At 60.9% G+C, this 24,850-nt stretch carries 21 protein-coding genes and 2 pseudogenes; 14 read left to right on the top strand and 9 right to left on the bottom strand.

Going from position 1 to position 24,850, the window contains the following annotated elements; translation table 11 throughout:
• Position 1: 1 nt before the first annotated feature.
• Complete coding sequence (locus FHW37_RS32145; RefSeq protein ID WP_145643636.1) at positions 2-1,108, bottom strand: Fic family protein; 1,107 nt, start codon at positions 1,106-1,108, stop codon at positions 2-4.
• A 143-nt stretch (positions 1,109-1,251) separates the two neighbouring features.
• Here FHW37_RS32145 and FHW37_RS34370 point away from each other — a divergent pair.
• From FHW37_RS34370 to FHW37_RS32120, 6 genes and pseudogenes are all read left to right on the top strand, one after another.
• Positions 1,252-1,509: pseudogene (locus FHW37_RS34370) on the top strand (hypothetical protein).
• A gap of 255 nt (positions 1,510-1,764) precedes the next feature.
• A complete protein-coding gene (locus tag FHW37_RS32135; RefSeq protein ID WP_210249360.1) occupies positions 1,765-2,175 on the top strand; it encodes a response regulator in 411 nt (136 codons plus the stop codon).
• A 336-nt stretch (positions 2,176-2,511) separates the two neighbouring features.
• Positions 2,512-2,688: a hypothetical protein gene (locus FHW37_RS33870; RefSeq protein WP_186458513.1), complete on the top strand. Its 177-nt coding sequence runs from the start codon at positions 2,512-2,514 to the stop codon at positions 2,686-2,688.
• Positions 2,689-2,878: 190 nt separating this feature from the next.
• Positions 2,879-3,847, top strand: coding sequence for a DUF3991 and TOPRIM domain-containing protein (locus tag FHW37_RS32130; protein ID WP_145643634.1), 969 nt, complete (start codon positions 2,879-2,881; stop codon positions 3,845-3,847).
• Between the two features lie 117 nt (positions 3,848-3,964).
• Positions 3,965-4,567 (top strand): DUF1419 domain-containing protein, encoded by a 603-nt coding sequence (locus FHW37_RS32125; RefSeq protein ID WP_145643633.1) that lies wholly within the window; start codon positions 3,965-3,967, stop codon positions 4,565-4,567.
• Positions 4,568-4,657: 90 nt separating this feature from the next.
• A pseudogene (locus FHW37_RS32120) lies at positions 4,658-9,760 on the top strand (DEAD/DEAH box helicase family protein).
• 158 nt (positions 9,761-9,918) lie between these two features.
• Here FHW37_RS32120 and FHW37_RS32115 read toward each other — a convergent pair.
• Positions 9,919-10,179: a hypothetical protein gene (locus FHW37_RS32115; protein WP_145643632.1), complete on the bottom strand. Its 261-nt coding sequence runs from the start codon at positions 10,177-10,179 to the stop codon at positions 9,919-9,921.
• 292 nt (positions 10,180-10,471) lie between these two features.
• On the opposite strand from FHW37_RS32115, the gene FHW37_RS32110 reads away from it, so the two are divergent.
• A complete protein-coding gene (locus tag FHW37_RS32110; protein ID WP_145643631.1) occupies positions 10,472-10,789 on the top strand; it encodes a hypothetical protein in 318 nt (105 codons plus the stop codon).
• Between the two features lie 33 nt (positions 10,790-10,822).
• Here the strand turns inward: FHW37_RS32110 and FHW37_RS32105 are convergent, their stop codons facing one another.
• Positions 10,823-12,292 (bottom strand): sensor domain-containing diguanylate cyclase, encoded by a 1,470-nt coding sequence (locus tag FHW37_RS32105; protein ID WP_145643630.1) that lies wholly within the window; start codon positions 12,290-12,292, stop codon positions 10,823-10,825.
• 366 nt (positions 12,293-12,658) lie between these two features.
• On the opposite strand from FHW37_RS32105, the gene FHW37_RS32100 reads away from it, so the two are divergent.
• From FHW37_RS32100 to FHW37_RS32075, 5 genes are all read left to right on the top strand, one after another.
• Positions 12,659-14,428, top strand: coding sequence for a ParB N-terminal domain-containing protein (locus FHW37_RS32100; protein WP_145643629.1), 1,770 nt, complete (start codon positions 12,659-12,661; stop codon positions 14,426-14,428).
• Entirely contained in the window at positions 14,425-15,318 is an 894-nt protein-coding gene (locus tag FHW37_RS32095) for a DUF7007 domain-containing protein (RefSeq protein WP_145643628.1), read from the top strand. Before FHW37_RS32100 ends, FHW37_RS32095 begins: the two co-directional genes overlap by 4 nt.
• 681 nt (positions 15,319-15,999) lie before the next feature.
• The gene (locus tag FHW37_RS32090) at positions 16,000-16,587 is read left to right on the top strand and encodes a hypothetical protein (protein WP_145643627.1); all 588 of its coding nucleotides are present in this window, start codon (positions 16,000-16,002) and stop codon (positions 16,585-16,587) included.
• A gap of 557 nt (positions 16,588-17,144) precedes the next feature.
• A complete protein-coding gene (locus FHW37_RS32085; protein ID WP_145643646.1) occupies positions 17,145-18,071 on the top strand; it encodes an ArdC family protein in 927 nt (308 codons plus the stop codon).
• 652 nt (positions 18,072-18,723) lie between these two features.
• Positions 18,724-19,032, top strand: coding sequence for a DUF736 domain-containing protein (locus tag FHW37_RS32075; protein ID WP_145643626.1), 309 nt, complete (start codon positions 18,724-18,726; stop codon positions 19,030-19,032).
• Positions 19,033-19,097: 65 nt separating this feature from the next.
• Here FHW37_RS32075 and FHW37_RS32070 read toward each other — a convergent pair whose 3' ends face one another.
• Together FHW37_RS32070 and FHW37_RS32065 are read right to left on the bottom strand one after the other, a co-directional pair.
• Complete coding sequence (locus FHW37_RS32070; RefSeq protein ID WP_145643625.1) at positions 19,098-19,673, bottom strand: hypothetical protein; 576 nt, start codon at positions 19,671-19,673, stop codon at positions 19,098-19,100.
• 160 nt (positions 19,674-19,833) lie between these two features.
• On the bottom strand, positions 19,834-20,250 hold the full coding sequence (locus FHW37_RS32065; protein WP_145643624.1) for a hypothetical protein: 417 nt from the start codon (positions 20,248-20,250) through the stop codon (positions 19,834-19,836).
• Between the two features lie 465 nt (positions 20,251-20,715).
• Here FHW37_RS32065 and FHW37_RS32055 point away from each other — a divergent pair, with 465 nt between their 5' ends.
• Both FHW37_RS32055 and FHW37_RS33865 read left to right on the top strand, forming a co-directional pair.
• Positions 20,716-21,027, top strand: coding sequence for a DUF736 domain-containing protein (locus FHW37_RS32055; protein ID WP_145643623.1), 312 nt, complete (start codon positions 20,716-20,718; stop codon positions 21,025-21,027).
• Positions 21,028-21,346: 319 nt separating this feature from the next.
• Positions 21,347-21,517 (top strand): hypothetical protein, encoded by a 171-nt coding sequence (locus FHW37_RS33865; protein WP_186458512.1) that lies wholly within the window; start codon positions 21,347-21,349, stop codon positions 21,515-21,517.
• Between the two features lie 213 nt (positions 21,518-21,730).
• On the opposite strand, the gene FHW37_RS32045 is transcribed toward FHW37_RS33865, so the two are convergent.
• The 4 genes from FHW37_RS32045 to traC all read right to left on the bottom strand — a co-directional run bounded on the left by FHW37_RS32045 (position 21,731) and on the right by traC (position 24,614).
• The gene (locus FHW37_RS32045; RefSeq protein WP_145643622.1) at positions 21,731-22,009 is read right to left on the bottom strand and encodes a WGR domain-containing protein; all 279 of its coding nucleotides are present in this window, start codon (positions 22,007-22,009) and stop codon (positions 21,731-21,733) included.
• Between the two features lie 200 nt (positions 22,010-22,209).
• Positions 22,210-24,135 carry a Ti-type conjugative transfer system protein TraG gene (traG, locus tag FHW37_RS32040; RefSeq protein WP_145643621.1) on the bottom strand — a complete coding sequence of 642 codons (1,926 nt, stop codon included), beginning with the start codon at positions 24,133-24,135 and terminating at the stop codon, positions 22,210-22,212.
• Positions 24,125-24,337, bottom strand: coding sequence for a type IV conjugative transfer system coupling protein TraD (gene traD / locus FHW37_RS32035; RefSeq protein WP_145643620.1), 213 nt, complete (start codon positions 24,335-24,337; stop codon positions 24,125-24,127). The genes traG and traD overlap by 11 nt, the downstream gene beginning before the upstream one ends.
• Positions 24,338-24,341: 4 nt before the next feature.
• A complete protein-coding gene (gene traC, locus FHW37_RS32030; RefSeq protein ID WP_145643619.1) occupies positions 24,342-24,614 on the bottom strand; it encodes a conjugal transfer protein TraC in 273 nt (90 codons plus the stop codon).
• Between the last annotated feature and the right edge of the window lie 236 nt (positions 24,615-24,850).

The raw sequence follows: 24,850 nt of genomic DNA, 5'->3' as shown, positions 1-24,850 counted from the left end.
TTTATCTATACAATGACAGCGAGTAGCGGGTATGCCGTCGTTCACCAGTACGCGTGAGTGCACCGATCTCCACGAGCTGCTGAAGGTCGCGTGTCGCTGTCGCGCGGGATGTGTGTGTGATCGAGATGTAGTTTTCTGCACTGAGGCCGCCCTTGAAGCCAGCTGTGCCTTCCTTGAAGATGCGGGCGACCACCTTTTCCTGCCGCTCGTTCATCCGGTCTCGAAACCGGTCGTAGAATTTCGCTTTCTGAATGAAGAAATCCACGCGCTCAAGCGTTGCTCGTTGAGCTTCCAGGATTGTCTCTGAAAAGAAAAAGATCCAGTCGGTGATATCAAGCGTGCGCTGGTGGCGCTCAAGCTCGGAATAGTAGGCCTTCCGGTTCTTCTCGATCATGAAGGCGAGTGAAATGAGGCTTGGTTGCCCTATGTTTTGCGCCAGGGACTTCTCGGCGAGCGCACGCCCAATTCGCCCGTTACCATCCTCAAATGGATGAATGCTTTCAAAATAAAGATGACCGACTGCCGCGCGCGTTAGAGCTGGAAGCGACGTTTGGCCATCAGGCCCGGATTGATTGAACCATGTGATGAAGGTCTCCATCTCAGCTTTAACCTGGCAAGATGGGGGAGCCTCGAAATGGACTATAGGCTTATCCAAGCGACCTGACACGATCTGCATGGCGTCTTCATGCTTGCGATAATCACCGATCGTCTCAATGTATCGATTTCCGGCCATCAGCATTGAATGCCAATGGAACAATCCTTCAGGATCCAGGGGCGCATGCCAGCTTCGATAGGCATCCGCCATCATCTCCGCGATCCCGCGCTCCTGGTGGCGGATCTGCCCATCGTCAGTGCTGAGCCCGAACTGCCGGCGGAGTGATGACTGGACACTTACGCGGTCCAGAAATTCCCCCTCGATCTCTGAGGTCTTAACCGCTTCGTCGCTTAGCAACTCAATGCGAAGTTGGTTGCTGTCATCCTCGTTGAAATGCCGAACGGCACCAATGACCTCGCCGGCGGATTGCAGGAATTTCTGCTCCAACGGTATCACGCTTGCCGCGTCATACCTGAAATTTGGCCAATCGACATTCTGCCAGTTCCATTTCATGAGCTATAGCCAGCCTTTCTATAGCTCATGATTATTGCCAGGAATGAGCTATTACAAGCCTATCTATCGCTCAGAACCACCGTGTGTAGTTATCGATCCAAGCAGCGGCGGTCAAAAGACCGCCGACCTATCTTGAACATATTTTGTTAAAGCTCGCCTCGTACTTCCGCTCTCCACATCGGCACTCGCGTGACCGTGGTGACTTCGGGCATTGGGCCATCGAGGTGGCCAAGCCGATTGTGGCCGATTAGGGTTTCGAACTTACCCGAGCGGCCCGCGATGGCACTTAGGATGATGTGTGTGCGGCGGGAAATGCGCTCGGCCAGGCCATTACCAACGCAATGATGGAGGTCTTCCGCGGCTTGATGGAAGATGTTTCCGACGATCAGGCGGTAACCTGAAACGGGACGCCTCCGTCGGACGCAGTCGGTCCCGGCTTCCGCTGAGCGGCGCTATGCTAAGCCTCCTGCGGCTGCGCTCTCTCCGCCGGCTGCGTGTCGAGAATTCCCGAAACCCCGGCCGAGTGGCCGTCGCTATGCTGGTTTCTCCGATGCTCTTCACCGTTTTCCTCAAGATCCCGGCGCGGCGCCGGTTGATCCGAATGGATTATTCTGTCCGAGGCGCCGTTTTCCCGGGGAAATTGCAGGGAAGCATCAATGGGTAGTCGGATCATGATAGTAGACGATCAGTTGCTTCTATCCATGTCGTTAGAGGACGCCGCTACCTCTCTCGCACATGACGTGGTCGGCGTTGCAGCAAGCTGTGAGGAAGCCGAAAGCATCGAGGTCCCCGTAGATATCGGTCTTGTGGACGTCAATTTGCTTGATGGAGCGACCAGGCCAGAAATCGGTCGCCTTCTGGCCTCGCGCGGATGTCCCGCTCTTTTCCTGACGGCCAATCCGGAGATGGTCGTTGATGGCGTCGAGGGTACGCCCGGCATACTGTCCAAACCGGTCCAAGGTGACGCGCTGGCTGGCGTGATCGAATTTGCCGTCACGCATACAAAGGGGATCTCTGGTGATGCGCCAGGGTCCCTGCGGCATTTTCAACCCGCCTCCGTTCAATAGACGTCAGGCCCGGCGAGACGTCTGCTGATCTCAGCATTTCCACCACTGTGAAGACCATTCGGGACTATGCCGAATCCCTGCCATGGGGGCGGCCGAAGGGCCGGTTTCGATCTAAGTTCGGCTGCGGCTGACCGACACCATTCGGAAGCACGCCAATCCCGCTCTCATGCGATGGCGCCCTGGCCCAAGTCCGGATCTTCCACAATCAACCCGCAAGGGGGCCGCTAGCAAGCTGCGGCCGCTCGGGCTGGACCCTCACGGTGATCGCGCCCGTACCTGGGCCTTTCGATGAGCCATCGAGCGGGAATTGGCCCGCTCCCGAATGAAGCCTCGCCTATGTCGCACGATCTTTCCCTCGCCCAGTCCCATGCCTTCCACCTCTGCAACGATCTGATGGTTCCGGTCACCCTCTTCAAATCCGGAGGCGAATTCGGCGTCCTTCCGTCCGACGAACTCGATGACAAAGACGATCTGGAGATCGTGCACGAATTCTTCCCCTGGCCGGCTCATTGAGCCGGCATTTGCCGTTCCGGGTGCCGCTGGCGTCCTGTCGGCGGCAAGGGAAGCTTCGCCGCGGGCGGTGCAGATTTGCACCTTGCCTCCCGCGCCCTTGCCCCCTCTGTTCTTCGCGGCGGCCGGAAGTTGTCCCGCCGATGATGCGGGGAGTTAAATTGAGGGACGATCGCAGGCGATCGGAAAAATCATGAAAAGAGAAGAAATCGAGAAACTGCGCGAGACGGTGAGTTGTACTGGCGTCCTCGAACAGGCCGGATTCGCGGTCGACACGAAGGAAAGCACGCGCCGGGCGGTAAAATTCCGTAGAGGCGCGGAAATCATCATCGTAACCCATGACGGTCGTGGCTGGTTCGACCCGTTGAGCGACGACAAAGGCGACGTTTTTGCCCTCGTCTGCCAGCTTGAGCATCTGGGTTTTTCAGAGGCAGTCGGCCGTGTTGGCGATCTCATCGGATACAAGGCTGCACCCATTCTCTGGAAGAAGCCACCATCCAAGGTCGAGCCCGCAGATATTATGGCGCGATGGCAAGGTCGCCGTCTTCCGGCCACCGGGTCCGGCGCCTGGCGGTATCTTTGCTGGTCGCGTGCCGTCCCGATCTCCATTCTGCGCTTTGCAATTGTTCAAGGGATCGTCCGGGAAGGCCCGTTCGGCAGCATGTGGGCTGCGCACACCGATAGCGCTGGTCTGGTGGTCGGGTGGGAAGAGCGCGGCCCCGACTGGCGCGGTTTCTCGACGGGCGGCAGTAAAGTCCTCTTCCGGCTGGGTGCGCAAGACGCTGTCCGTCTCTGCGTGACGGAGGCCGCTATCGACGCGATGAGCCTCGCTTCGGTCGAAGACCTGCGGGACGACAGCCTTTACCTCAGTACAGGGGGTGGATGGTCGCCCAAAACCGAAGCGGCGCTGGTCGCCCTTCTCGCTCGCCCTGGCGCTGAGCTCGTATGCGCCACCGATGCCAATGACCAGGGCGATGTCTTCGCTCGTCGTCTTCAGGTTCTGGCGGTGCACCTCAATCGCCCTTGGCTGCGCCTGCGGCCGCCGGCTGACGATTGGAATGAGGTTTTGCTGGTGAGGAAAAAGGGGAAGATGAAGGCGGTTGAGGAAGGGCGGCGTGCCGCATCTCCGTCGACCGCATCAAGGGAGGCTGCGCCCGGCTGAAGCCGGCCCTTGACCCGGCCGAGCGGGATGCCGGCGGCCAAGAGGGTGTCATGAGGGACTTAAAGAAAGGTGGTGGAGCTTCCATCGCCAGGTCCCGAAACCTTGAGGGAGCCTCAGATGAACACCCCTGCCCGTACCGCCAAGATCTTCGAAGGCGTCGCAACCCGCCCGCAAATGTTCCAGCTTTTCGATCGCCATAACCAGCGCCCTGATCGATGGCAGATCGATGTTGCGCCGCTTTATAGCGGCGAATGGTTCGAGATTGACGAGACACTTTACGACTACATGCTGAATATCCTGCCGCCATTGTGGATGCGCGGTCCGATCTTCGCGCTGCGCGAATTCCTGACGGGTTCAGTCACCAGCATCTTCTCTGCGCTTCGGATCGATGGAAGGATCCGGTACTTCCACGGCTATTGCGATCTGTCTGATCCCGCCTCAGTCGAGACGACGCGGGTGGCAATACTCGAACGGGAAACGCAGCCCGTTCGCGCCATGACCCGGGAAGAGCGCCTCGAACATATCTGGAGCAGCACCGCCGACGCCTATCGAGGTTATGCCGGCAATCGCTTTCCGCCGGCGATGCAGGGCAAGCGCACCGTCATGCTGTGGAGCGGCACGAATGGCACGATCCTGAAACTGCTGGACGATCTCACCGACAACGAGATCGCCGCCAAACTGCCGGTTCACATGCGGCATCTGCCCGAGACCGCGGCCTGAACGCCGCCAAATCCCCACACCATTTCCAGCGCCGTCGACCCGCTTCTCGCGATGTTCAGCGATAGCGCATATCCGAAAAGGAATATTCCGATGAGCAATGACCCATTCACGTTCGATATGTTCGGCAGATCCGCGCTGTCGTCCGGCCTCGGGCTTGGCGTTACCGCGTTTGGGGGCTTCGAACCCATGGCGGCCAATGATGATGAGCCCGACCCCACACCGCCGCCCCTCGCCCCGGCCTTGCCGGTCGCGGTTACGCCTCCAGGCCGGAATGGCCGGCGCCAGAACTTCTACGTCGACGGCGACCGTGGCCTTGGCGCTTCCTGGAAGGATCGCGCCCGCGCCAACGTCGCAGCGATCCTCGTCGCCGACGGCATTGCCAGGCAGGAGCGGCCGGCAACACCCGAGGAGCAGGCGCGGCTGATCCGCTTCACCGGCTTCGGCGCCGGCGAGTTGGCCAATGGCATGTTCCGCCGGCCGGGCGAAATCGATTTCCGCGACGGCTGGGACGTACTCGGTTCCTCGCTCGAAACAGCAGTCTCGGAGGCCGACTATGCCTCGCTGGCCCGCTGCACCCAGTACGCCCACTTCACGCCCGAATTCATCATCCGAGCGATCTGGTCTGCGATCGAAAAGCTCGGCTGGCGTGGTGGCCGGGTGCTCGAACCCGGTATCGGCACAGGCCTTTTCCCTGCCCTGATACCGGAAATCTATCGCGGCGCCGCCTGTGTCACCGGGATCGAGCTTGATCCAGTCACGGCCCGTATCGTCGCCCTGCTGCAACCAAAGGCCCGGATCATAAATGGCGACTTCGCCCGCACCGATCTGGCGCCGATCTACGATCTCGCGATCGGGAACCCGCCCTTCTCCGATCGCACCGTCCGCTCGGACCGCGCCTACCGGGCGCTCGGCCTTCGCCTGCACGACTATTTCATCGCAAGGTCGATCGACTTGCTGAAGCCCGGTGCGCTCGCCGCCTTCGTCACCTCACACGGGACGATGGACAAGGTCGATACGACGGCGCGGGAGCATATTGCCAAATCCGCCGACCTGATCGCCGCGATACGGCTGCCCGAGGGCAGCTTTTGGCGGGACGCCGGCACGGATGTCGTCGTCGACATTCTCTTCTTCCGCAAGCGCAAGGAAGGAGAACCGAAAGGAGATCAGATGTGGCTCGATGTCGATGACGTCAGGCCGGCCGCCGACGATGAAGGTGCGATCCGTGTCAACAGGTGGTTCGCCCGGCACCCGGATTTCGTGCTCGGCACCCACGCCCTGACCTCGGGGCCGTTCGGCGAGACCTATACTTGCCGTCCCCGCGGCGGAGACGATCTCGAAACTGCTCTCGCCGCTGCTATCGATCTCCTGCCTGTCGATCTCTACGATGGCGAGCCCACGCCCATCGACATCGATCTGGAAGACGAACTCGCGGAGATCGTTGATCTCAGGCCCACGGATAGCCCGATACGCGAAGGCAGTTTTTTCATCGACCGCGCCAAGGGCCTGATGCAGATGCTGGATGGTGTGGCGGTGCCCGTGAATGTCCGGAAAGGACTTACCGGCGACGGGATTTCGGAAAAACACGCCCGGATCATTTCGAAGCTGATCCCGATCCGGGATGCCGTCCGCGAGGTGCTGAAGGCGCAGGAGACCGACCGGCCCTGGCGCGAACTTCAGGTGAGGCTGCGCATCGCCTGGTCGAGTTTTGTCCGCGATTTCGGGCCGGTCAACCACACGACCGTCTCGATCCAGGAAGACGCTGAGACCGGCGAGATCAAGGAGACCCATCGCCAGCCGAACCTTGCCTCGTTCCGGGATGACCCGGATTGCTGGCTGGTGGCGTCGATCGAGGATTACGATCTGGAGACCGACACGGCAAAGCCCGGTCCGATCTTTTCCGAACGCGTGATCGCGCCGCCGGCGGCGCCGACCATCACCTCGCCGGCCGATGCGCTCGCCGTTGTGCTGAACGAACGCGGCCATGTCGATATCGACCATATCGCCGAGCTGCTCCATAGCGATCCCGCTGATGTGGTCGACGAGCTTGCCGAGGCGATCTTCCGTGACCCGGCCGATGGATCGTGGCAGACAGCTGACGGATATCTCTCGGGTGCAGTCCGCACCAAGCTCGCCGCCGCGCAGGCGGCGGCCGACCTTGATCCGGCTTTTGAGCGCAATGTTCGCGCCCTTCAGGATGTACAGCCGGCCGATCTTCGTCCCTCCGACATTACCGCGCGTCTCGGCGCGCCATGGATACCGGCGGCCGTCGTTGTCGCCTTCGTGAAGGAGAAGATGGACGCGGATATCCGCATCCACCATATGCCGGAGCTCGGCTCCTGGACGGTGGAGGCCCGTCAACTCGGCTATAGCGCTGCCGGCACATCCGAATGGGGCACCAGTCGCCGCCATGCCGGCGATCTGCTCGCCGATGCGCTCAACAGCCGGGTCCCGCAGATCTTCGACGTGCTCAAAGACGTCGATGGTGAACGTCGCGTCTTGAACGTCGTCGATACTGAGGCGGCGCGCGACAAGCTGCAGAGGATCAAGCAGTCCTTCCAGGACTGGGTCTGGACCGATCCCGATCGCACCGACCGGCTGGCCCGCGATTACAATGACCGCTTCAACAATATCGCGCCGCGAAAATTCGACGGCTCCCATCTCAAACTTCCCGGCGCCTCTGGCGCCTTTGTTCTTTATGGGCACCAGAAACGTGGCATCTGGCGGATCATCGCCGATGGCTCGACCTATCTCGCCCATGCCGTCGGCGCCGGCAAGACGATGACGATGGCCGCCGCCATCATGGAACAGCGCCGGCTCGGCCTGATCGCCAAGGCGATGCTGGTCGTACCCGGCCATTGCCTCGCACAGGCCGCTCGCGAGTTCCTGGCGCTTTATCCAAACGCCCGCATTCTCGTCGCCGACGAGACCAATTTTACCAAGGACAAGCGTGCTCGCTTCCTCAGTCGTGCGGCGACCGCGACCTGGGATGCAATCATCATCACGCATTCAGCGTTTCGCTTCATCGCCGTGCCGTCTGCCTTCGAACAGGAGATGATCCAGGACGAGTTGCAGCTTTACGAGGACCTGCTGACCAAGGTCGACAGCGAAGATCGCGTCTCGCGCAAGCGCCTCGAGCGGCTCAAGGAAGGATTGCAGGAAAGGCTCGAAGGTCTCGCCACTCGCAAGGACGATCTTCTCACCATTTCGGAGATCGGCGTAGACCAGATCGTCGTCGACGAGGCGCAGGAATTCCGCAAGCTGTCCTTCGCAACAAACATGTCGACGCTGAAGGGCATCGATCCCAACGGTTCGCAGCGCGCGTGGGATCTCTACGTCAAATCCCGTTATATCGAAACGAAGAACCCCGGCCGGGCGCTGGTTCTCGCTTCGGGAACGCCGATCACGAACACACTCGGCGAGATGTTCTCGATCCAGCGGCTGCTCGGCCATGCCGCACTTGCTGAACGCGGGCTGCACGAGTTCGATGCCTGGGCATCCTGCTTCGGAGATACAACGACCGAACTGGAGATCCAGCCGTCCGGAAAATACAAGCCGGTGAGCCGCTTCGCCTCCTTCGTCAACGTGCCAGAGCTGATCGCCATGTTCCGGTCGTTCGCCGATGTCGTTATGCCGGACGATCTCCGGCAATATGTGAAGGTGCCGAACATCTCGACCGGGCGCCGACAGATCCTGGCGGCCAAGCCGACGGCGCTGTTCAAGACTTATCAGCAGATGCTCGACGGCCGGATCAAGGCGATCGAGAAGCGCGAGGGGCCTGCCAAGCCCGGCGACGACATCCTGCTCTCGGTCATCACCGATGGCCGCCATGCGGCGATCGACCTGCGCTTCGTTATGCCGGCAGCCGAGAACGAGGCGGATAACAAGCTCAATCTACTCGTCCGCAACGCCCATCGCATCTAGATGGAAACCGGTGAGCAGATTTATCGCCGCCCCGATGGCAAAGATTTTGATCTGCCGGGTGCCGCCCAGATGATCTTTTCCGATCTCGGCACGGTTAACGTCGAGAAGACCCGCGGCTTCTCGGCCTATCGCTTCATTCGCGATGAACTGATCCGGCTCGGCGTGCCGGCGTCACAGATTGCCTTCATGCAGGATTTTAAGAAGACCGAGGCCAAGCAGCGCCTGTTCGGTGATGTCCGCGCCGGCAAGGTCCGCTTCCTGATCGGCTCGTCCGAGACAATGGGCACCGGCGTCAATGCCCAGCTTCGGCTCAAAGCTCTCCATCATCTCGACGTTCCATGGCTGCCGTCGCAGATCGAGCAGCGCGAGGGCCGGATCGTCCGCCAGGGCAACCAGCACGACGAGGTCGATATCTTCGCCTATGCGACCGAAGGCTCGCTTGACGCCTCGATGTGGCAGAACAACGAGCGCAAGGCCCGGTTCATCGCGGCAGCGCTGTCTGGCGACACTTCGATCCGGCGGCTTGAGGACGTTGGTGAAGGTGCGGCCAACCAGTTCGCCATGGCCAAGGCTATCGCATCCGGCGATGAGAGGCTCATGCAGAAGGCAGGTCTCGAGGGCGATATCGCCCGTCTTGAGCGCCTGCGCGCTGCCCATGAAGATGACCAACATGCCGTTCGCCGGCAGATGCGCGATGCGGAACGAGAGATCGAAGTCTCGACCCGGCGCATCGGTGAAATCGGCCAAGACATCGCGCGGCTTCAGCCGACGACTGGCGATGCCTTCACGATGGTGGTGCTTGGTATGGTGCACACGGAGCGCAAGGATGCCGGTCGCGCGCTGATGAAGGAGATCCTGACGCTGCTGCAGCTGCAGCACGAGGGCGAAGTGCATCTGGCAACGATCCGCGGCTTCGATCTGGTCTTCGAGGGTGTGCGCTTTGGCAATGGTGATGGCTATGACTTCGAGACCTTGCTCCAACGCACCGGAGCGGAATACGAGATCGAGTTGGCGATCACCGTCACGCCACTCGGTGCGATCTCGCGGCTGGAGCATGGGCTCGGCGGCTTCGACGAGGAGCAGCGACAGTATCGCCGGCGGCTGGAGGAAGCCGAGCGTCGGCTGGCGTCTTATCAAACCCGCACCGGTGGCCTGTTCCAGTTTGCCACAGAACTCGATGCCAAGCGGAAGCAACTGCGTGAGGTCGAGGATGATCTGGCTGCCGAAGCGGTCGCAGAGGCCGAGGAACTGAAAGCTGCGCCTGCCGCATAGCTGCACTGCACAATAAATGGATGCGGCGTGATCAAAAAAGGATCATAACGCACTCAGCTGATGCACATGGCGACTCCCAGTCGCGCAGCAGCTGTTCCCCTCTGGAGGTTTCAGATCTCCACACTTCATGGGCCGCGGTATCCGCTGGCCCATTTTTTTTATTTTTCCGTTGGCTCATCCGGTGAGCCCGACCGGGCTCTGCCGATCTGGCTCTTCCAGCGTCCGCGCCGCTCGGCGGCCTGGAGCGCCAAAAGGTCCAGATATCGCGTGCGCATTTCCTTGAATTCGATATCCCCGTAGGTCCATTCGTCCAGCAAGGCGACGAAGGCGGGATCCTGATCGATCGGTGCGCCGCGGGCTACTGCCCGATCAATTGCGCGCTGCGCGATTGCTTTCCGGATCTCGTGATCAACGGCCATATCAGCCTCGGCTGCCGTTTGGCATAGGCCGCGACCTCTAGCAGGCACTTCCACGTGGTGCGACTTGAAATCCTTTATCCTCAACAATATCTGAGGATCAGTTCCCGATGAAACGATGTCCTGCTCGCTGCAATCGCCGCGGCGTTCGACCTTGTGCCGGGATGCAGAAAAAGGCGCTCCCCGTACGGGTTGAGCGCCTTTTTGTCTTGACGGAGACGGTCAGTTGAACGCTGCATCTTGACCGGAGCAGCAACGCCGATGAGATTTGCGCATAAAAGCATTATGGGAACACATGCCATTTTATCTTGTAACGCATACATTGCTGGTCGAAGCCGAAAACGAACATGACGCTGCTGAGACGGGAGCCGCCCAGCTCCGCTCCGGTGCGAAAATCACCGTTTCCGTGAAGTCCGATGAGACCACGATCACGCATATCACTGTCGCCGCGACGGTCGCTGAACCGCCGCCTGTCTCGTGCCCGATTGCGGAAGCCGATGATCAAGCACACGCCGTCCAACCGGAAGCTGTCGTCGCAACGCCAACTGATAGGAAGCTCATTTTGCGGCGCATGATGGCGGATGCTGTCATGCTTTTCAGGCCTCGAACTTAGTCCACTCTTTCAATCGCGGCACTTGCTGTCATCCTAGCGTATTCGAGTGTCAGCACCTCGTCCACCAGTGCTGCCGGTAGCTGCGGCGTAATGTGCCTTCTTATGTTCATACATCAGCACATCGGCACGCCTCACGACGGATTCCATCGCTTCTCCGGTCTTGCTGGTCGCGACCCCGTAAGACATGCTGAGCGGCGCGGTGGAGTAGAACTGATTATTGATGTTCAGTAGCTCCATGATCGTTTCCACCATCGCCCCAGCGGCTTTTGCGTCGGCACCTGGCAAGAGGACCGCAAACTCGTCGCCGCCAATGCGGCAGGCATGGTTCGGCGCCGATACCGCGCCGTTGAGGATTTCGCCGAAGCGGCGCAGCAGACCGTCGCCGGCATCGTGGCCGAGTTGATCATTGGCATCCTTCAAGCCGTTGAGATCGATGACGATCGCCGAAACCGGGCGTAGCGACTTCCGCTCAAGCCGGTTCATCTCATCCGCATAGAAGGCACGGTTATAGAGCTTGGTCAGAACATCGTGCTTGCCGAGATATTCGAGATAGGCTTCGGCTTTCTTGCGCGCAGTGATGTCGGCGAGTGCCACCTGAACCCGCGACCAGTCGCGCTCGTGACCGGGAAACACGGAAAAATGCAGCAGAATATGCCGCTGGGAGCCATCGAGCGCATAATTGATTACCTCACGATGGTGGAAAAGGTTGCCATTCCACAGCTCCATCAGCTGCTCGCGGAATGGCTTTTCCATATCGTCACGGAATACTTCACCGAGGCGCTGCAGGAGATCGGACCGGTCTTTTGCGCAGAACAGGTCGAGCGTCGCCTGATTGACGTCGATCACCCTGATCTCACTCATGCACTGGCGCACGAATTCCGGATGGACGTCCATGAATGTGCGGAAATCGGTGATACCGCGATCACGAATATCCTCAATCAGCACGCGGATGCGGCTGAAATCCTCGATCCACAGTGACACGGGTGAATGCTCGAAGACGCCCTCTGCCTGGCGACGTTGCTCGGCTTCGGCGCGGCGGGCATCCTCGCGGTCGGTAATGTCTTCGGTCGTCAAAAGCAGCCGGCCGAGGGTCCGTTCATGACCGGGCAGCACGGCGCCGCGCAGCTGGATATCCAGCCTCCGCCCAGCGATCGTGTAATTCACCGTCGTGCTCGAAAAGCTCTGGTCGCCATCGAACAATGCTGCAAGCTCGTTGATATGGGTGTCCAGCATGTCGTCGCGGAAGACGGAGGCAATATTGGCTGTCAGATGATCGAGGCTTTCAGCCTCGAACAATTCCAGTGTCTTGGAATTGACGTCAAGAATGCGGATGCGGGTTGAGCAGGCGATGACCCGCTCGCGATCCTCGCGCAGAAAGGCCCTGATATCGGTAACGCCATCTGCGTGCCAGACATCGAACAACGCTTTCACCCCGCTGAAATCCTCGATCCACATGGCAATCGGCGCAAGGTTGAAAAGGTCGGAATCGAAAGCTGTGATCATCAAAAACGCCTGAAGAGGAAGCTGAGCCTGCCGGAGCAACGCGGTCCGGAGAAGGTGACCTTATGTGCAAGAGGTAAACCGCTGCTTGCCGATCCGCTTTTTAAGTCAGGTGTGAAGGAGAAGGAAGAAAGAACCCGATCGCCGATCGGTCCTCCTGCCGACGCCAAAGCTCAATCGCCGCCTGCGCTATCCCGGCCGCTCGCCCTTCGCAGGGCATATGCCCCGCTCATCTGGCGCAGCAGGGATGCTCGGCCGCAGTTGCGGCAGTCTGGCCGATCGCCGGTCCGGGAGGTGTCTTCGAGAAAAATGAAGACAGGAAGGGCTGGCAAGGCGCCGGTCCGGAACTCTCCCGAAAGGATAGAACCAATGCAGATCATGAAGGTTGACCCGCGCGCTCTGAAGGAAAACCCCGACCGGATGCGTCAGTCGAAGTCGTCGCCGCAGGCAGACGCGCTGATGCTGGCAACGATCAAGGCCGTCGGTATTGTCCAGCCGCCTGTCGTCGCGCCGGAAACCGATGGTGGTAACGGCTATATCATCGATGCCGGCCATCGCCGCGTCCGGCTCGCGATTGCCGCCGGCCTCGAAGAGATCGAGATCCTTGTGGCAGACGCTGCCAACGACAATCCAGCCTCTTGGGGCGCCATGCGGTCAATGGTCGAGAACTCTGCTCGCGAACCGCTCAATCCCGTCGACCAGTGGCGCGGCATCGAACGGCTCGTTGCTCTCGGATGGACCGAGGAAGCGATCGCGGTTGCTCTCGCCCTTCCCGTCCGCCAGATCCGTAAATTACGCCTGCTCGCCAATGTCCTGCCGGCCATGCTCGAACAGATGGCGCACGGTGACATGCCGGCTGAGCAACAGCTGCGCATCATTGCGGCCGCCGGCCAGGTCGACCAAAAGGAGGTCTGGAAGGCACATAAACCGAAGAAGGGCGACACCGCGCCATGGTGGCAAATCGCAAATGCACTGACCAAGAAGCGCATGTATGCCAGGGATGCGAGCTTTGGCGACGATCTCGCTCAGGCCTATGGCATCGAATGGGTCGAGGATCTCTTCGCACCGGCTGACCAGGATGGCCGCTACACCACGAATGTCGAGGGTTTTCTGGGCGCTCAGCATGAATGGATGACCAGCAACCTGCCGAAGCGCGGCGGGATCGTCGAGGTCAACAGCTGGGGCCAGCCGGAGCTGCCGAAGAAGGCGAGCCAGGTCTATGGCAAGCCGTCGAAGTCCGACCTCACGGCGATCTATCTGGATCGCGACGGCAAGGTGCAGACAGTGCATTACCGCATGCCGGAGGCGACGAAGCCCAAGGGGATTGCTGGCGACGGACAGGTTACTGGCGGCGATGACGCCGATGCGATCGCCACGCCCAGGGCTCGGCCGGATGTGACCCAGAAGGGTCATGGCATGATCGGTGATTTCCGCACGGACGCGCTCCATGATGCGCTCGGCCGCGCGCCGATCGAGGACGACATGCTGATGGCGTTGATGGTGCTGGCCTTTGCCGGACAAAATGTCCGCGTCGACTCCGGTGCGGACGGGACGTTCTACGGCGGCAAGCGTTTCTCGCGCCATGCAGTCGGCCTGTTCGACGAGCATGGCAAGTTCGCCTTCGATCAGGATCAGCTTCGGGTCGCCGTCCGCTCCGTGCTGATCGACGTTCTCTCGTGCCGCCGCGGCATGTCGAACAGCGGCATGATCTCGCGCATCGCCGGCGATGCGATCGGCGCTGACGAATTCCTGCCGAATATGGGTTCGGAGGACTTCCTCTTGTGCCTGTCGCGTCAGGCACTGGAGGCGTCCTGCGCCGAGGCATCGGTTCAGCCGAGGCAGAAGGTTCGTGAAACCCGCGCAGCGCTCGTCGAGCACTTCGGAAACGAGCACTTTGTCCATCCCGCCGGCCGCTTCGCGCCGCCCGCCGACGAGCTGTTGGACTGGATCAGAAAAGGGGCTGTCACGGATGTTATCAACACCGGCGGGGACGAGGATAACGACGGCCACGGTGAGGACATTGTCGGGGAGCAAGAAGAGCATGCCGACGAAGACGAACATCACGACCATCCGAAGGATCGCGATGTCGATTCCGCAGACGAGCACGCTCCGGATTTCAACCGGAGGTCGGCCGCATGATCCCCGCCTTTCAATCGAATATGGCAGCACCCACCCCCGATCTTTCGGGGGTGGAGTTTTCCACCAGTGCCGATGGCTTGCCCGTCGCCCGCATCGATGACCTCGTCCTGGCCATGGTCACGTCGCCCAGCGGCTTCGCGTTTCTTGCGAGCTCCGTCTTTGTCCGTCGACCGCTCGCCGAGCTGACGCGTGCTGATTTCATCGGGCATGACGGTCGGGTCGCCGATGAGGCCGAATTCCGGGCGCGTGTTGCCGAAACGGCCGGTCACAAACGGGATCTCGCTGCGCTGAACCGCAAGCAGGCGCGCATATCGGCGAGTACGCCCTGGGGCGGATCCCAGATGGCGGTCATCTATGCCGATGGCGTCGTCTCCCATAGCTCGGCGGGCCACGGCGGCTTTCATCTCTCTGCCGATCGCAATGCCAAAATTCATCCGCTGCTAAGGAAGGATACGCCATGGTACGAGGAAGACAGCGAATGGGCGATCGTGGCGATCAGCTTTCCGGACCTGTTCACGGCTCACGAGCGCTCGACGGCGGAAAAGACCATCCGCAATACCTGGCCGGATGTCTGGGAGGCGATCCACGGCTGCGAGCTCGCCGAGGGCGAAAGCTGGGCCAGGGACCGGCAGGCGTTCGATCAGCGTCACGCGGCGGACCATATCGTCATGTCGGCGATCTTCTCCGATCAGAACCCCGGCATGACCGAGGTCGTGGCCGTTCGCGGCGGTCACCGAAGATCCGAAGACGATGAGTGCCGGTTCCTGGTGCCGAGCGACGAGTATACCAGCCGCGGTCGGTTCGGCTTCGTTATCGATCCCGCCCGACACGCTGAGTATCATGGGCCTTCCTCTTTCATCGGCTGGCGAAGCCGGGGCAATGGGTCATGACCGAGGTCTTGGCTTCAAAACCGCTGGCGCAGGCAACCGGCGCCCGGCGCGAGACCCTCGTCCCGGGCATCTCGATTGTCTGACGCGGCAGATTGTGGCGCGGGTCGGACGGCTGGCGATCACGGTGAATGTCCGGTCCCCATTTCCATCATCGGGAGCTTGCCGACCACCTGCACTTCGAACGGTAGGGCGAAGTCGACACGCTCACATGCAGGCTGGTCACGAAGGAGTCGATCATCCGTGAGATCGAGCATTCTGCAGATGCATCCGTTCTGCCTCGCGTGGGATAGGTCGGACCGGATCTTCTGCCGGATGGCTCATGATCACGACGCAGGCCACCGCCTCTGTCGGCGTGGGTGCTTGGCCATGTCGTCCCCTCGCTGGGTTTATACCTAACATCGGACCGGTGCTGGACCGCCCTTCTTGTTGTTGCGGTCTGAACCGGCGACCGGTCGTTTCAAGGCCGCTATCGCGCCGCGGGGCGGCCGCTCCAACCTCGCTGCGCAAGGACAGGCCCGCGGTCTCACCAGGTTAAAACCTGCTGGCCCGCAAACCTGCCCTGCTGGCTCAGTCGGATCGGACCTGTGAAGCCGCCCGTCCTTTGCCGGTTCTGGTTGTCCGCATCGAAGGGCAGACCGGCATTCGGCCGGAACCGCTTCGGCAGCCACGGAAGGACCAGACATGGCCAAGCCCACCACCCTTAATCGTTCCCACGGCAGACTGGCGCAATCGCGCCGCGGCACGACCCTCGAAATGGTCCGCCTCTCCTGCCCCGATGCCATCCAGGCGATGAAGATTGCCGAAAGCTTCGGCATCACGGTCGTCGACAGCGACGGCATCCGCAGCCTGCATGAGCGGCTGATCGTTGAGACCGCCGATAGCCTCTCCGAAGGCCTGGGGAACAAGGCCATGCAGATCCATCTGCAGAGGATCGTTGGAGCCTTCGTCGGATCGGCGCATGGCGCCGGGCAGTTCTACTCCCGCGCCGTCACCGAGGCCCGCGACGCAACGGCCAAGGCATCGAACGATGCCCGCGATGAGGATCTCGATGGACCCGTCGGCTACGATAGCGCCGCCCAGCGCAAGCGGGAATTCGCAGCCGACATGGGTGTCCAGTCCCACGCTCTGCGCATGGCGGCCGAGGGCGCGGTGGCGGCGTACCAACAGGTTGTTGGCGAGACCTGGAAGCCTTTCGACCGGCCGGTAGAGAACCCGGGTGCATCGCTCGACCGCAAGGCGGCCGAGGCTCAGATGGCCGCCTTCGGCTGATCGGTTCGCGGGGCGAGAGCCCCGCAAATCACTCTTCAACACAACGGCTTTTATCCGGAGCAAGCTTACCGAAGAAATGCGATATGTCTGTTTCCATCCAGCTCATTTGAATAGCGATCTCGCTCATCTTCGTCGGCACCATGTCGGTCGGCCATCTCCGAGACCTCGCTTTCCTGAAATATCGCGAAAGGATCGTGCGCGACGCAATGGTCGTCTTTACCTTCTTGATGAGCGTGTTGATCGCGATCATAAAGCCTTACCAAAACCGCCCAGCCGCCAAGGCGGCCTGGCAATTCCTGAAAGCGCTGACTGCAAAGGCTGACACCCACCGGGTCGGCCTTTTGTCGTTTCAGGTCCGATGGAGAGAGGACGGGCAGCGCCGTATTGCGGCCCGCCCCGGTCAGCGGCCTTGCCGGAGCCGGGATGCCGATTCAACGGCTTTGCCGTCCTCCACGCTGTTACGGCCGTTCCGGTGCATCAGCATCCGATCGGCCCCGGTTCTAAGCCTCCGTGACGGACCGCGAGTGGCGCAGGTCCTAAAAACGGAGAAAAGAGAAATGAGCAGGAAAGCGGAAGCGGATCGCCCCGATATCTACGCGCGGATTACCGACCGGATCGTCAAAGATCTCGAACACGGCGTGCGCCCCTGGTTGAAGCCGTGGAGTGCCGCCAGCACAAGCGGTCGCATCACCCGGCCCTTGCGCCATAATGGCCTTCCCTATTCGGGTATGAACGTGCTGCTCCTCTGGTCTGAACAGATGTCGCGTGGCTTTGCCTCGCCGACGTGGATGACCTTCAGACAGTCCCTCGAACTGGGCGCGGCTGTGCGCAAGGGCGAGACCGGCTCGACGGTGGTCTTCGCCAGCCGTTTCACCAGGTCTGAGGTGGACGGGAATGGCGGCGAGATCGATCGAGAAATTCCCTTCCTGAAAGCGTACTCTGTCTTTAACGTCGAGCAAATCGACGGATTGCCGGAGAGCTATTATGCACCGGTGGCGGAAGTGATCGATCCGGTCGAGCGGATCGAAAATGCCGATCGGTTCTTCCGAAATACCGGCGCTACGATCCGACATGGTGGCAACCAGGCCTATTATTCGCCTGTTACGGATCACATCCAGATGCCGCCCTTCAAAGCATTTCGTGATGCTGCCGGATACGCGGCCGTGCTCGCGCACGAGACAACCCACTGGACAGCCCGTGAAGACCGCGTCGGTCGGGATCTGTCCCGCTATGCGAAGGATCGTACCGATCGCGCCCGTGAAGAACTGATCGCCGAGCTCGGCAGTTGCTTCCTGTGCGCTGATCTCGGCATCGCCCCTGAACTGGAGCCGCGGCCGGATCACGCATCCTACCTGCAGTCCTGGCTATCGGTGCTTTCAGACGACCGGCGAGCGATCTTCCATGCGGCGGCGCATGCGCAGCGCGCGGTGGCGTTCCTGCATTCCCTGCAGCCGGAGGCGGATGAACTCAAGCGGGTGGCATGAGCCGGCGCGAGCAGGTTTGATCAGGTGCGGTCGTCACCGCCGGCGGCGGCCGGTCGATCAGTATTATCCTGGTCCTTGAGACCTTGGGAGATGTCGGCACCAAGTCTTCCCCAGATCGAAGGCTTTGTGGCGTCTGGCCTCGGCTTGCGGGATGGCTTTCGTTCGACGACGAATGGCTTTATCGGTTGGCGCATGCGGCTTCTGTTGTCCTCCTGGCGACGAATCGCAACCCGACGATACCGCACGAAATATTCGTGGCAATGGCCCTATCCGCGGGTATCGACAGGGATATTCCGAGCTGGACAGTTCCATGCATGGTTCAGGTTGATGCCAGTGAGCACCGGGTTCATTTGTCTGGGCCGATGCCGGCCATTGCCGTGATCCTTCAAACGAGTCCTGGAGCACCATCTGCGGGCTCGATGGGGCATGTCTGACCGGGAGGCAGCTTCGCCTCGTTCGTCTTCCCGCAACGGCAGGTGTAGGATTTCTTACCCCGTGCGGCAAGCCACCCTCCTCTCCCTCCAAGAAATCCGACCCTTGCCGCCTTCCACTTCGTTTCAGCCCTTTGGGTGCGGTCCGATCGCTCCCGGATCTTGTCGACAGCCATCGAGGCCGCAATGAAGCGGCCCGAGACAGCGAAAGGAACACGACAATGGCTATTATCGGCACCTTCACTTCCGAAAAGAACGGCTTCAGCGGCTCGATCCGCACCCTCGCTCTCAACGTCAAGGCTCACATCACGCGCGTCGATAATCCTTCCGAAAAGGGGCCGCAGTTCCGCGTCTTCGCGGGACAGGTCGAGCTTGGCGCCGCCTGGCAGAAAACCTCGGGTGAAGGCCGCGACTACATCTCGGTCAAGCTCGACGATCCGAGCTTCCCGGCTCCGATCTACGCAATGCTCACCGAGGTCGAGGGCGAAAAGGGCCTGCAGCTCATCTGGTCCCGCCCGAACCGGGACTAAGGCGGAACGGGGTCTCACCGCTGGCGAGGCCTCGATCTTTTTTGAAAAAACGTGCCGACCTGCGGTCAGTATCTCTCGAAGCGGGCAAGCATCTTGCGCAATTGCGCATTTTGCTCTCTCAGTTTTCCGGCAAGCGCGTACCGCAGCGCTGCGATCTCAATGTCAAGCCCGACCATTTCCTCGACAAGCGTCGTCGGGCTGGCGACAACCGCAGGCACCTCTTCGAATGTTGATATGACACCCGGCTCTTTCACCGCGGCGGCAGGCGGCTTCCTCTGCGCTTTCGCCGGCTTCTCAGCTGCGACCTTGCTCGCACCGCTTAGGATGGCGGCGGGGGCGGCGCCGTTGGTCGAGATTTCCTCGGGGGAGAATGATGTACCCTGGGCGGCGGTGTTGATATCGATCTCGGCCTTCGCAGTGTCTATCGTTTCTGCCTGCGGTTTCGGGCTCGCGACCGGTGCCGGAGATTCAATCTCCTCCCTTGGCTCGAGCGACGTTGTTTGCTCGGGGAGGCGTGCCTCTTCTTCGCGGGCAGGCTCATCATCGGCAGGATGATATTCGAGTGCCACAATGTGGGCGGTATCCGGACCGTCCACATCGGATATGGTTGCTTTCGGCTTACGCGACACCAGGTCAACCACAAATCTCCATGGTGTTCTCATCGCATCTTAACCTCAAGCCTGGCTGCAGCATGACACGGCAGCAAATCACACTGGCCGGGCCCGCGGCAGGGCCCGGCAATATTCACATCGTCAATTGGCGTCACCACCGCCGATGGCAACGGTATCTCGACATTTGCCCTCAGGCTTCGCCGAGGCGCTTGCGCAGATCGGCGTTTTCTGCGCGCAGCTTTTCAGAAAGCTTTTTGCGGAGCTTCTGGTTTTCTTCTTCAAGCTTGATCAGATCGGCGATGTCATCGGTGAATTCGACGGCTGCGACCGGTGCTGCTGCAACCACCTTTACGCCGGCGCTGCGCGTGGCGGCCTTTTTCGGCGTAGCGGTGCTCTTCTCGGTCTTGGCGGCGATCTGCTTGGAGCCACGCTTCGCGCGCGTTTTCTTGACCGGCGTTTCCGTCGCGACAGCAGTCACGTCGCCAGAAACGGCTTCCGGTGCAGCTTTCGGACGGCGCGGCGCACGGGTCTTCTTCGGCGCAGGGGCATTTGCCGGATTTGCGTTTGCCGCGTCGGCGGGGGTCTCGGTCATGGTTTCGTCGGCCATCAGTGTTCTCCTCTGTCAGGCGCAAGAGCATGTGTTTCGCCATTACGCGAAGTCAATCGCCACGAACAGCCATTTCCCCGGCTGGATTCGCGAAATAGCGCCATAGGGGCGTTCTTTTACGGAAAACTGTACTGAACCACTCCATGCGCGGGCTCGATGGGGCAGGTCTGGCCGAAGAGCGGCTGCGCCTCGCTCGTCTTCCCGCAACGGCGCGTCGAAACTTTCATCCCCTGCCGGAACCCACCCCGCTCGACAAGTCGAGCGGGGACCCCGGGTTGCCGTCATTCCTCGCGCAGCAGGAAAGTGTCTCCACACCGCCCTCCACATGCGTTACGGCCCAAACGCTACCCCAGGGCGCAAGCGCGATGGGGACCCCAGCTGGGTGCGGTCCGATCGTCTCCGGCCTTTGAGACTGCCATCGAGGCCGCAATGGAGCGGCCCGAGACAGCGAAAAGGAACTCAGACATGGCTACCATCGGCACTTTCACCTCCACGGAAAATGGCTTCACCGGCTCGATCCGTACCCTCGCCCTCAACGTCAAGGCCCGCATTGACCGTATCGAAAACCCTTCCGAAAAAGGTCCGAAGTTCCGCATCATGGCGGGTGCCGTCGAACTCGGCGCTGCCTGGCAGAAGCGCTCGGAACAGACTGAAAGGGACTATCTCTCGGTCAAGCTCGACGATCCGAGCTTCCCGGCTCCGATCTACGCGACGCTTTCGGAAGCCGAGGGCGAAAATGGCTATCAGCTGATCTGGTCTCGCCCGACCCGGGACTGACACATATCCGGCCCCACCCGAAAAGGATGGGGCCATCATCAAGGCGAACACCAAAGCCGGATCGGGCTTCGAGCCCGACCCGGCTTTTCTGGTGCCAAACGACAGGGAGAGGTGCTGCTCAGGAGAGCGCATTGTGCCGGTCGCGCATGCCGACCTCAAGGATGAGCGGTCCCCCCAATTTTCTCCAGACGCCTGCGGCGATTTCCGAAAATCGGCTCCCCCACTCCCCGGCGCTGCCGGTCGCATCCGCGATCCCTGACCTCGTCATCCCCTCCCGGCCGCGCTCATCGTCTTTCACACGCTTAGAGGAGATCAGGCGATGACGATCAACATTGAAATCCAGATCGAGGAACTGCGGGCCGAGCTGCGCAACGCATCTGACGCAGGAGAACGCCGTCAGATCCAGGCCGAGCTCGAACGTGCACGAACGGAGCTTGAAGCGGTGATTGCCAGGCAGGTCGAAAACACGGCTCAGGAGGCCCCGAGCTGATCGGGACCAGCCGCCGCGTGCCGATCGGCACAAGGGTCATCCTGTGCGCCGTTATGGTCAGGGAGGCAAAAGGATCCTTGCCGACGTTTTGCCGGTTCGCCAAAGACAGGTATATGCGCGCCCGCCACTTCCTCCTTCCCCTTCCCTGGTAGCGACCACCGCGGAAGCGTTTCCTCCTGAGAGAAACTTCAGGAGGCAATGAGCCTTATTGCATCAGAGCGACGAGCGATCAGCCTGGCTGCCACTGGCTGGCCATGCCCGGTAACCGCGCGCGCGCTTCTCCCGGACCAGCTCCAGGAAAAGGGCAACAGCATGCTGCTCCCGCTCGAAGTGATGGATCATCACCTGGCCCTTCGCGCCGATCCGTCCCCACCGCCGCGTCAGGCATGGCTCGCCGAACAGGTTGGGCTCGATGGACAGGCAATAGAAGCGCGCCATGTTTCGTGCGCGGTCCTGCCGCTCGAGATAGAGATGATATAGCTGCGTGATCATGGCCGAGATTCGCGCGATCGCGATCTGCCGTCCAACGAGATTTATGAATCGGTCTTCGGCGATCGATTCATTCTGGTGAACTCTTGAACGAGCATTTAGGCAAGCCGCTCTCTCGCGCGGCTCCCGTTGCCGCATCAACCGATATCCATGCCGCGGTCGTTATCCCAAGGGAACCGGCTCCGGCAGATCGATGCGGGCGGTCAAAGCTGCGGACCGGTTGCGTCGGAGTAACCTCCTGCGACAAGGCTCGTCATGTCATCGCGACGAAACCAGATGGCGCGCCCGCATCGCAATGGGGGTTTTCCCGCAGTGAAGACGATCTGTTCGTCGGTGCGCATGCGCAAAACCTCGTAGGGCTGGATAAGCGGACGCGCGGCGAGGTGTTTCGATCGTGTTCGGGACGATCCCTGTGACTGGAAACTGCGGCTTACCTGGTCGACCTCGACAGTTGTCGTGCCGCAGCGGCGCGATATGTAATCAGCTGTTTCGGGATCGTTGATGGCTGCAAACGAAATCCAGCTGGCACTTTCGAACCATTTGCTGGAAGCGTCGCGGCCGCCATAGGTCTCGCGCATCTGGCCGATCGACTGGAAGATCATGATGAGCGTGATACCGTATCTGCGGCCGGCGTCTCGTGCAGTCTCAAGGACCCGCATGTAGCCAAGTCTCGCAACCTCATCGAGAAGAAACAAGACCCGACCCTGCCCATTGCCGTTGCGATTGTAGATCGCGTTGAGGAAGGAGCCGATGATGACACGCGCCAGGCCGGCATGTGTTTCGAGCGTCTTCAGATCGATATTGATGAACACATCGACCGTGCCATCTGCGAGCGCTTCGGTTGCGAAATCCGACCCGGAGACCAGCGCACCATAGTTGTCATAGCTCAGCCAATGGGTTTCCTTGATGGCATTGGCATAGACCCCCGAAAATGTTTCCGGTGTCATGTTGACGAAAGCGGCAACGTTCTCGCGCACGAATTCGGAGGCAGAGTTGCTGTAGATTTCCTGCAGCCGGGCACGCAGCTTTGGCTCCGGTTCCGCAAGGTTGGCGCGGACCTGGCGCAAGGTCTGGACCTTCTCCAGAGTGTGACCGGAAAGGCAGACGTCGGCGATCATCGCGGTTAGAAGCTGAAGGCCGGAAGCGCGAAAGAAGTCATCACGCACCCCGGTCGCGCGGCCGCTGTCGCTGACGATCCAGGATGCAACCGCAGCAATGTCCTCCTCTTTCGTGCCGCCATGACGGCCGATCCAGTCGAGCACGTTGAAGCCGAGGTGGGGCGTTTTGGGGTCAAGCACGATGACCCTCCGCCCTGCTTTGCGACGCTGCTCCATGACGAGATGCGCCACCTCGTTCGAGGGATCGAGCACGACAAGGGAACCACCCCATTTAAGGGCCGTCGGCACGGTTACCGAAGTCGTCTTGAAGCCGCCCGAGCCGGCAAACGCAATCCCGTGCGATGACCCGAAGGATCCATCGAAACACAGGAGCGGCGCTGAACCGCCCTTGCCCCAGCTGGTTTTGTCTGTGGTACCAAACGACATGGTCGCCGGGCTGTCGCGATCGACCCGGTATCGCTCGCCGATGACAATGCCGCCTGTCTCTGGAAACAGCGCCGCCGCATCCCGCATCGCCATCCAGTCGGCCTCGCCATATAGGGCGCGCTTTCCGAAAGCGCGCTTCGGATCGCTTCCGGCAAAGGCGGCATTTCCCAAGACGGCCACGCGCAAGGCGAAAACGGTCGCAAGCGCCGCTGCGGATGCTCCGGCAATGGTCGACGGGTCGGCATAGGAGAAAAGCGTGCGACCTGCCGGCAGCTGATCCTCGAAGGACAGAAGTCGCGATCCCTCCCGAAAAACTCCGATAGCGATGATGCCGATGCCGCCTGCCACGGTACTCCATCCAGCGGCCTTGATACGGGGCGACCCTTTTGTTGCGAACAGGAATAGCGTGCCGCATGCCGATGCAAGCAGATAAGGCAGTGCCAGACCGGCGCGACCAAGCGCGAGCCTTGCACGTTCTGTCGTGCCGAAATGTGCAAGCCAGTGCTCGATGCCTGGTGTGATGAGGACAACCGTCGTCATCACGAGGGCTGGCAGGCAGATGAGGGCGATTTTCCTAATTGCCACCGACGAATGCCTTCGTGCCAATCGCAATCAGGCGGGATCGCTCCAGGTCGTCTGCCTTGATCCGTTGGCTGCCATCGATCAGTAGTCCCAGAAGCAGTGCCCTCTTCTCGTAACGAAGACCAGCCTTGACGATCAGGCCGCCGAGCGAAATCTTTTCGCGCGTGTCCTTCTTGCGCGCCTCGCTGACCGACATCTTCTGCATCCGCTCAAGCCTCCGCAGATTGGCCCGAAGCCTCCCCAGCGCCGTTCGGCGGCGTGGTCGAAGGCGAGCGGCCGTGGGCAAGCTTCGGTTCTTGGCGAAACCGGGCCGCGATATCTTCAAAGGCTGTCAGAAGGTCGGCCTCCTCGACCGCGATCTCCCCGAGACCAGCACGCAGCGCAATGCGACCGATCCGTTCAGCCTCGCGTGTTTCCGCTTGCCTGAGTTGCTCCTGCAGCCGCGCGATTTCGTCGCGAATTCTTGCCGTTGGCTTTTTCATAGACGTGATTTCCCGTTGCTGATGGCTGACGGGATCTGACATTGCCGCAGCTCTTCTCCCGCTGGAAAGGTGCAATCTTGCACCTCGCCAAGGCGTCAGCATTGGCGAATGATCCCGTCGTTCCGAAGAAGCGGATCGGAAGGGCGCAATTATACGTCGCTGACGCGACGCCCTGCTCAAGGCCCCGGTGCGACCGGCCGCTCTCGACGAACGCATTGAATTCGTTCGATCTCAGG

It is taken from the genome of Neorhizobium alkalisoli, from assembly GCF_007829835.1.
GTDB lineage: Bacteria > Pseudomonadota > Alphaproteobacteria > Rhizobiales > Rhizobiaceae > Neorhizobium.
This window is presented reverse-complemented; position numbering and strand designations above follow the sequence as displayed.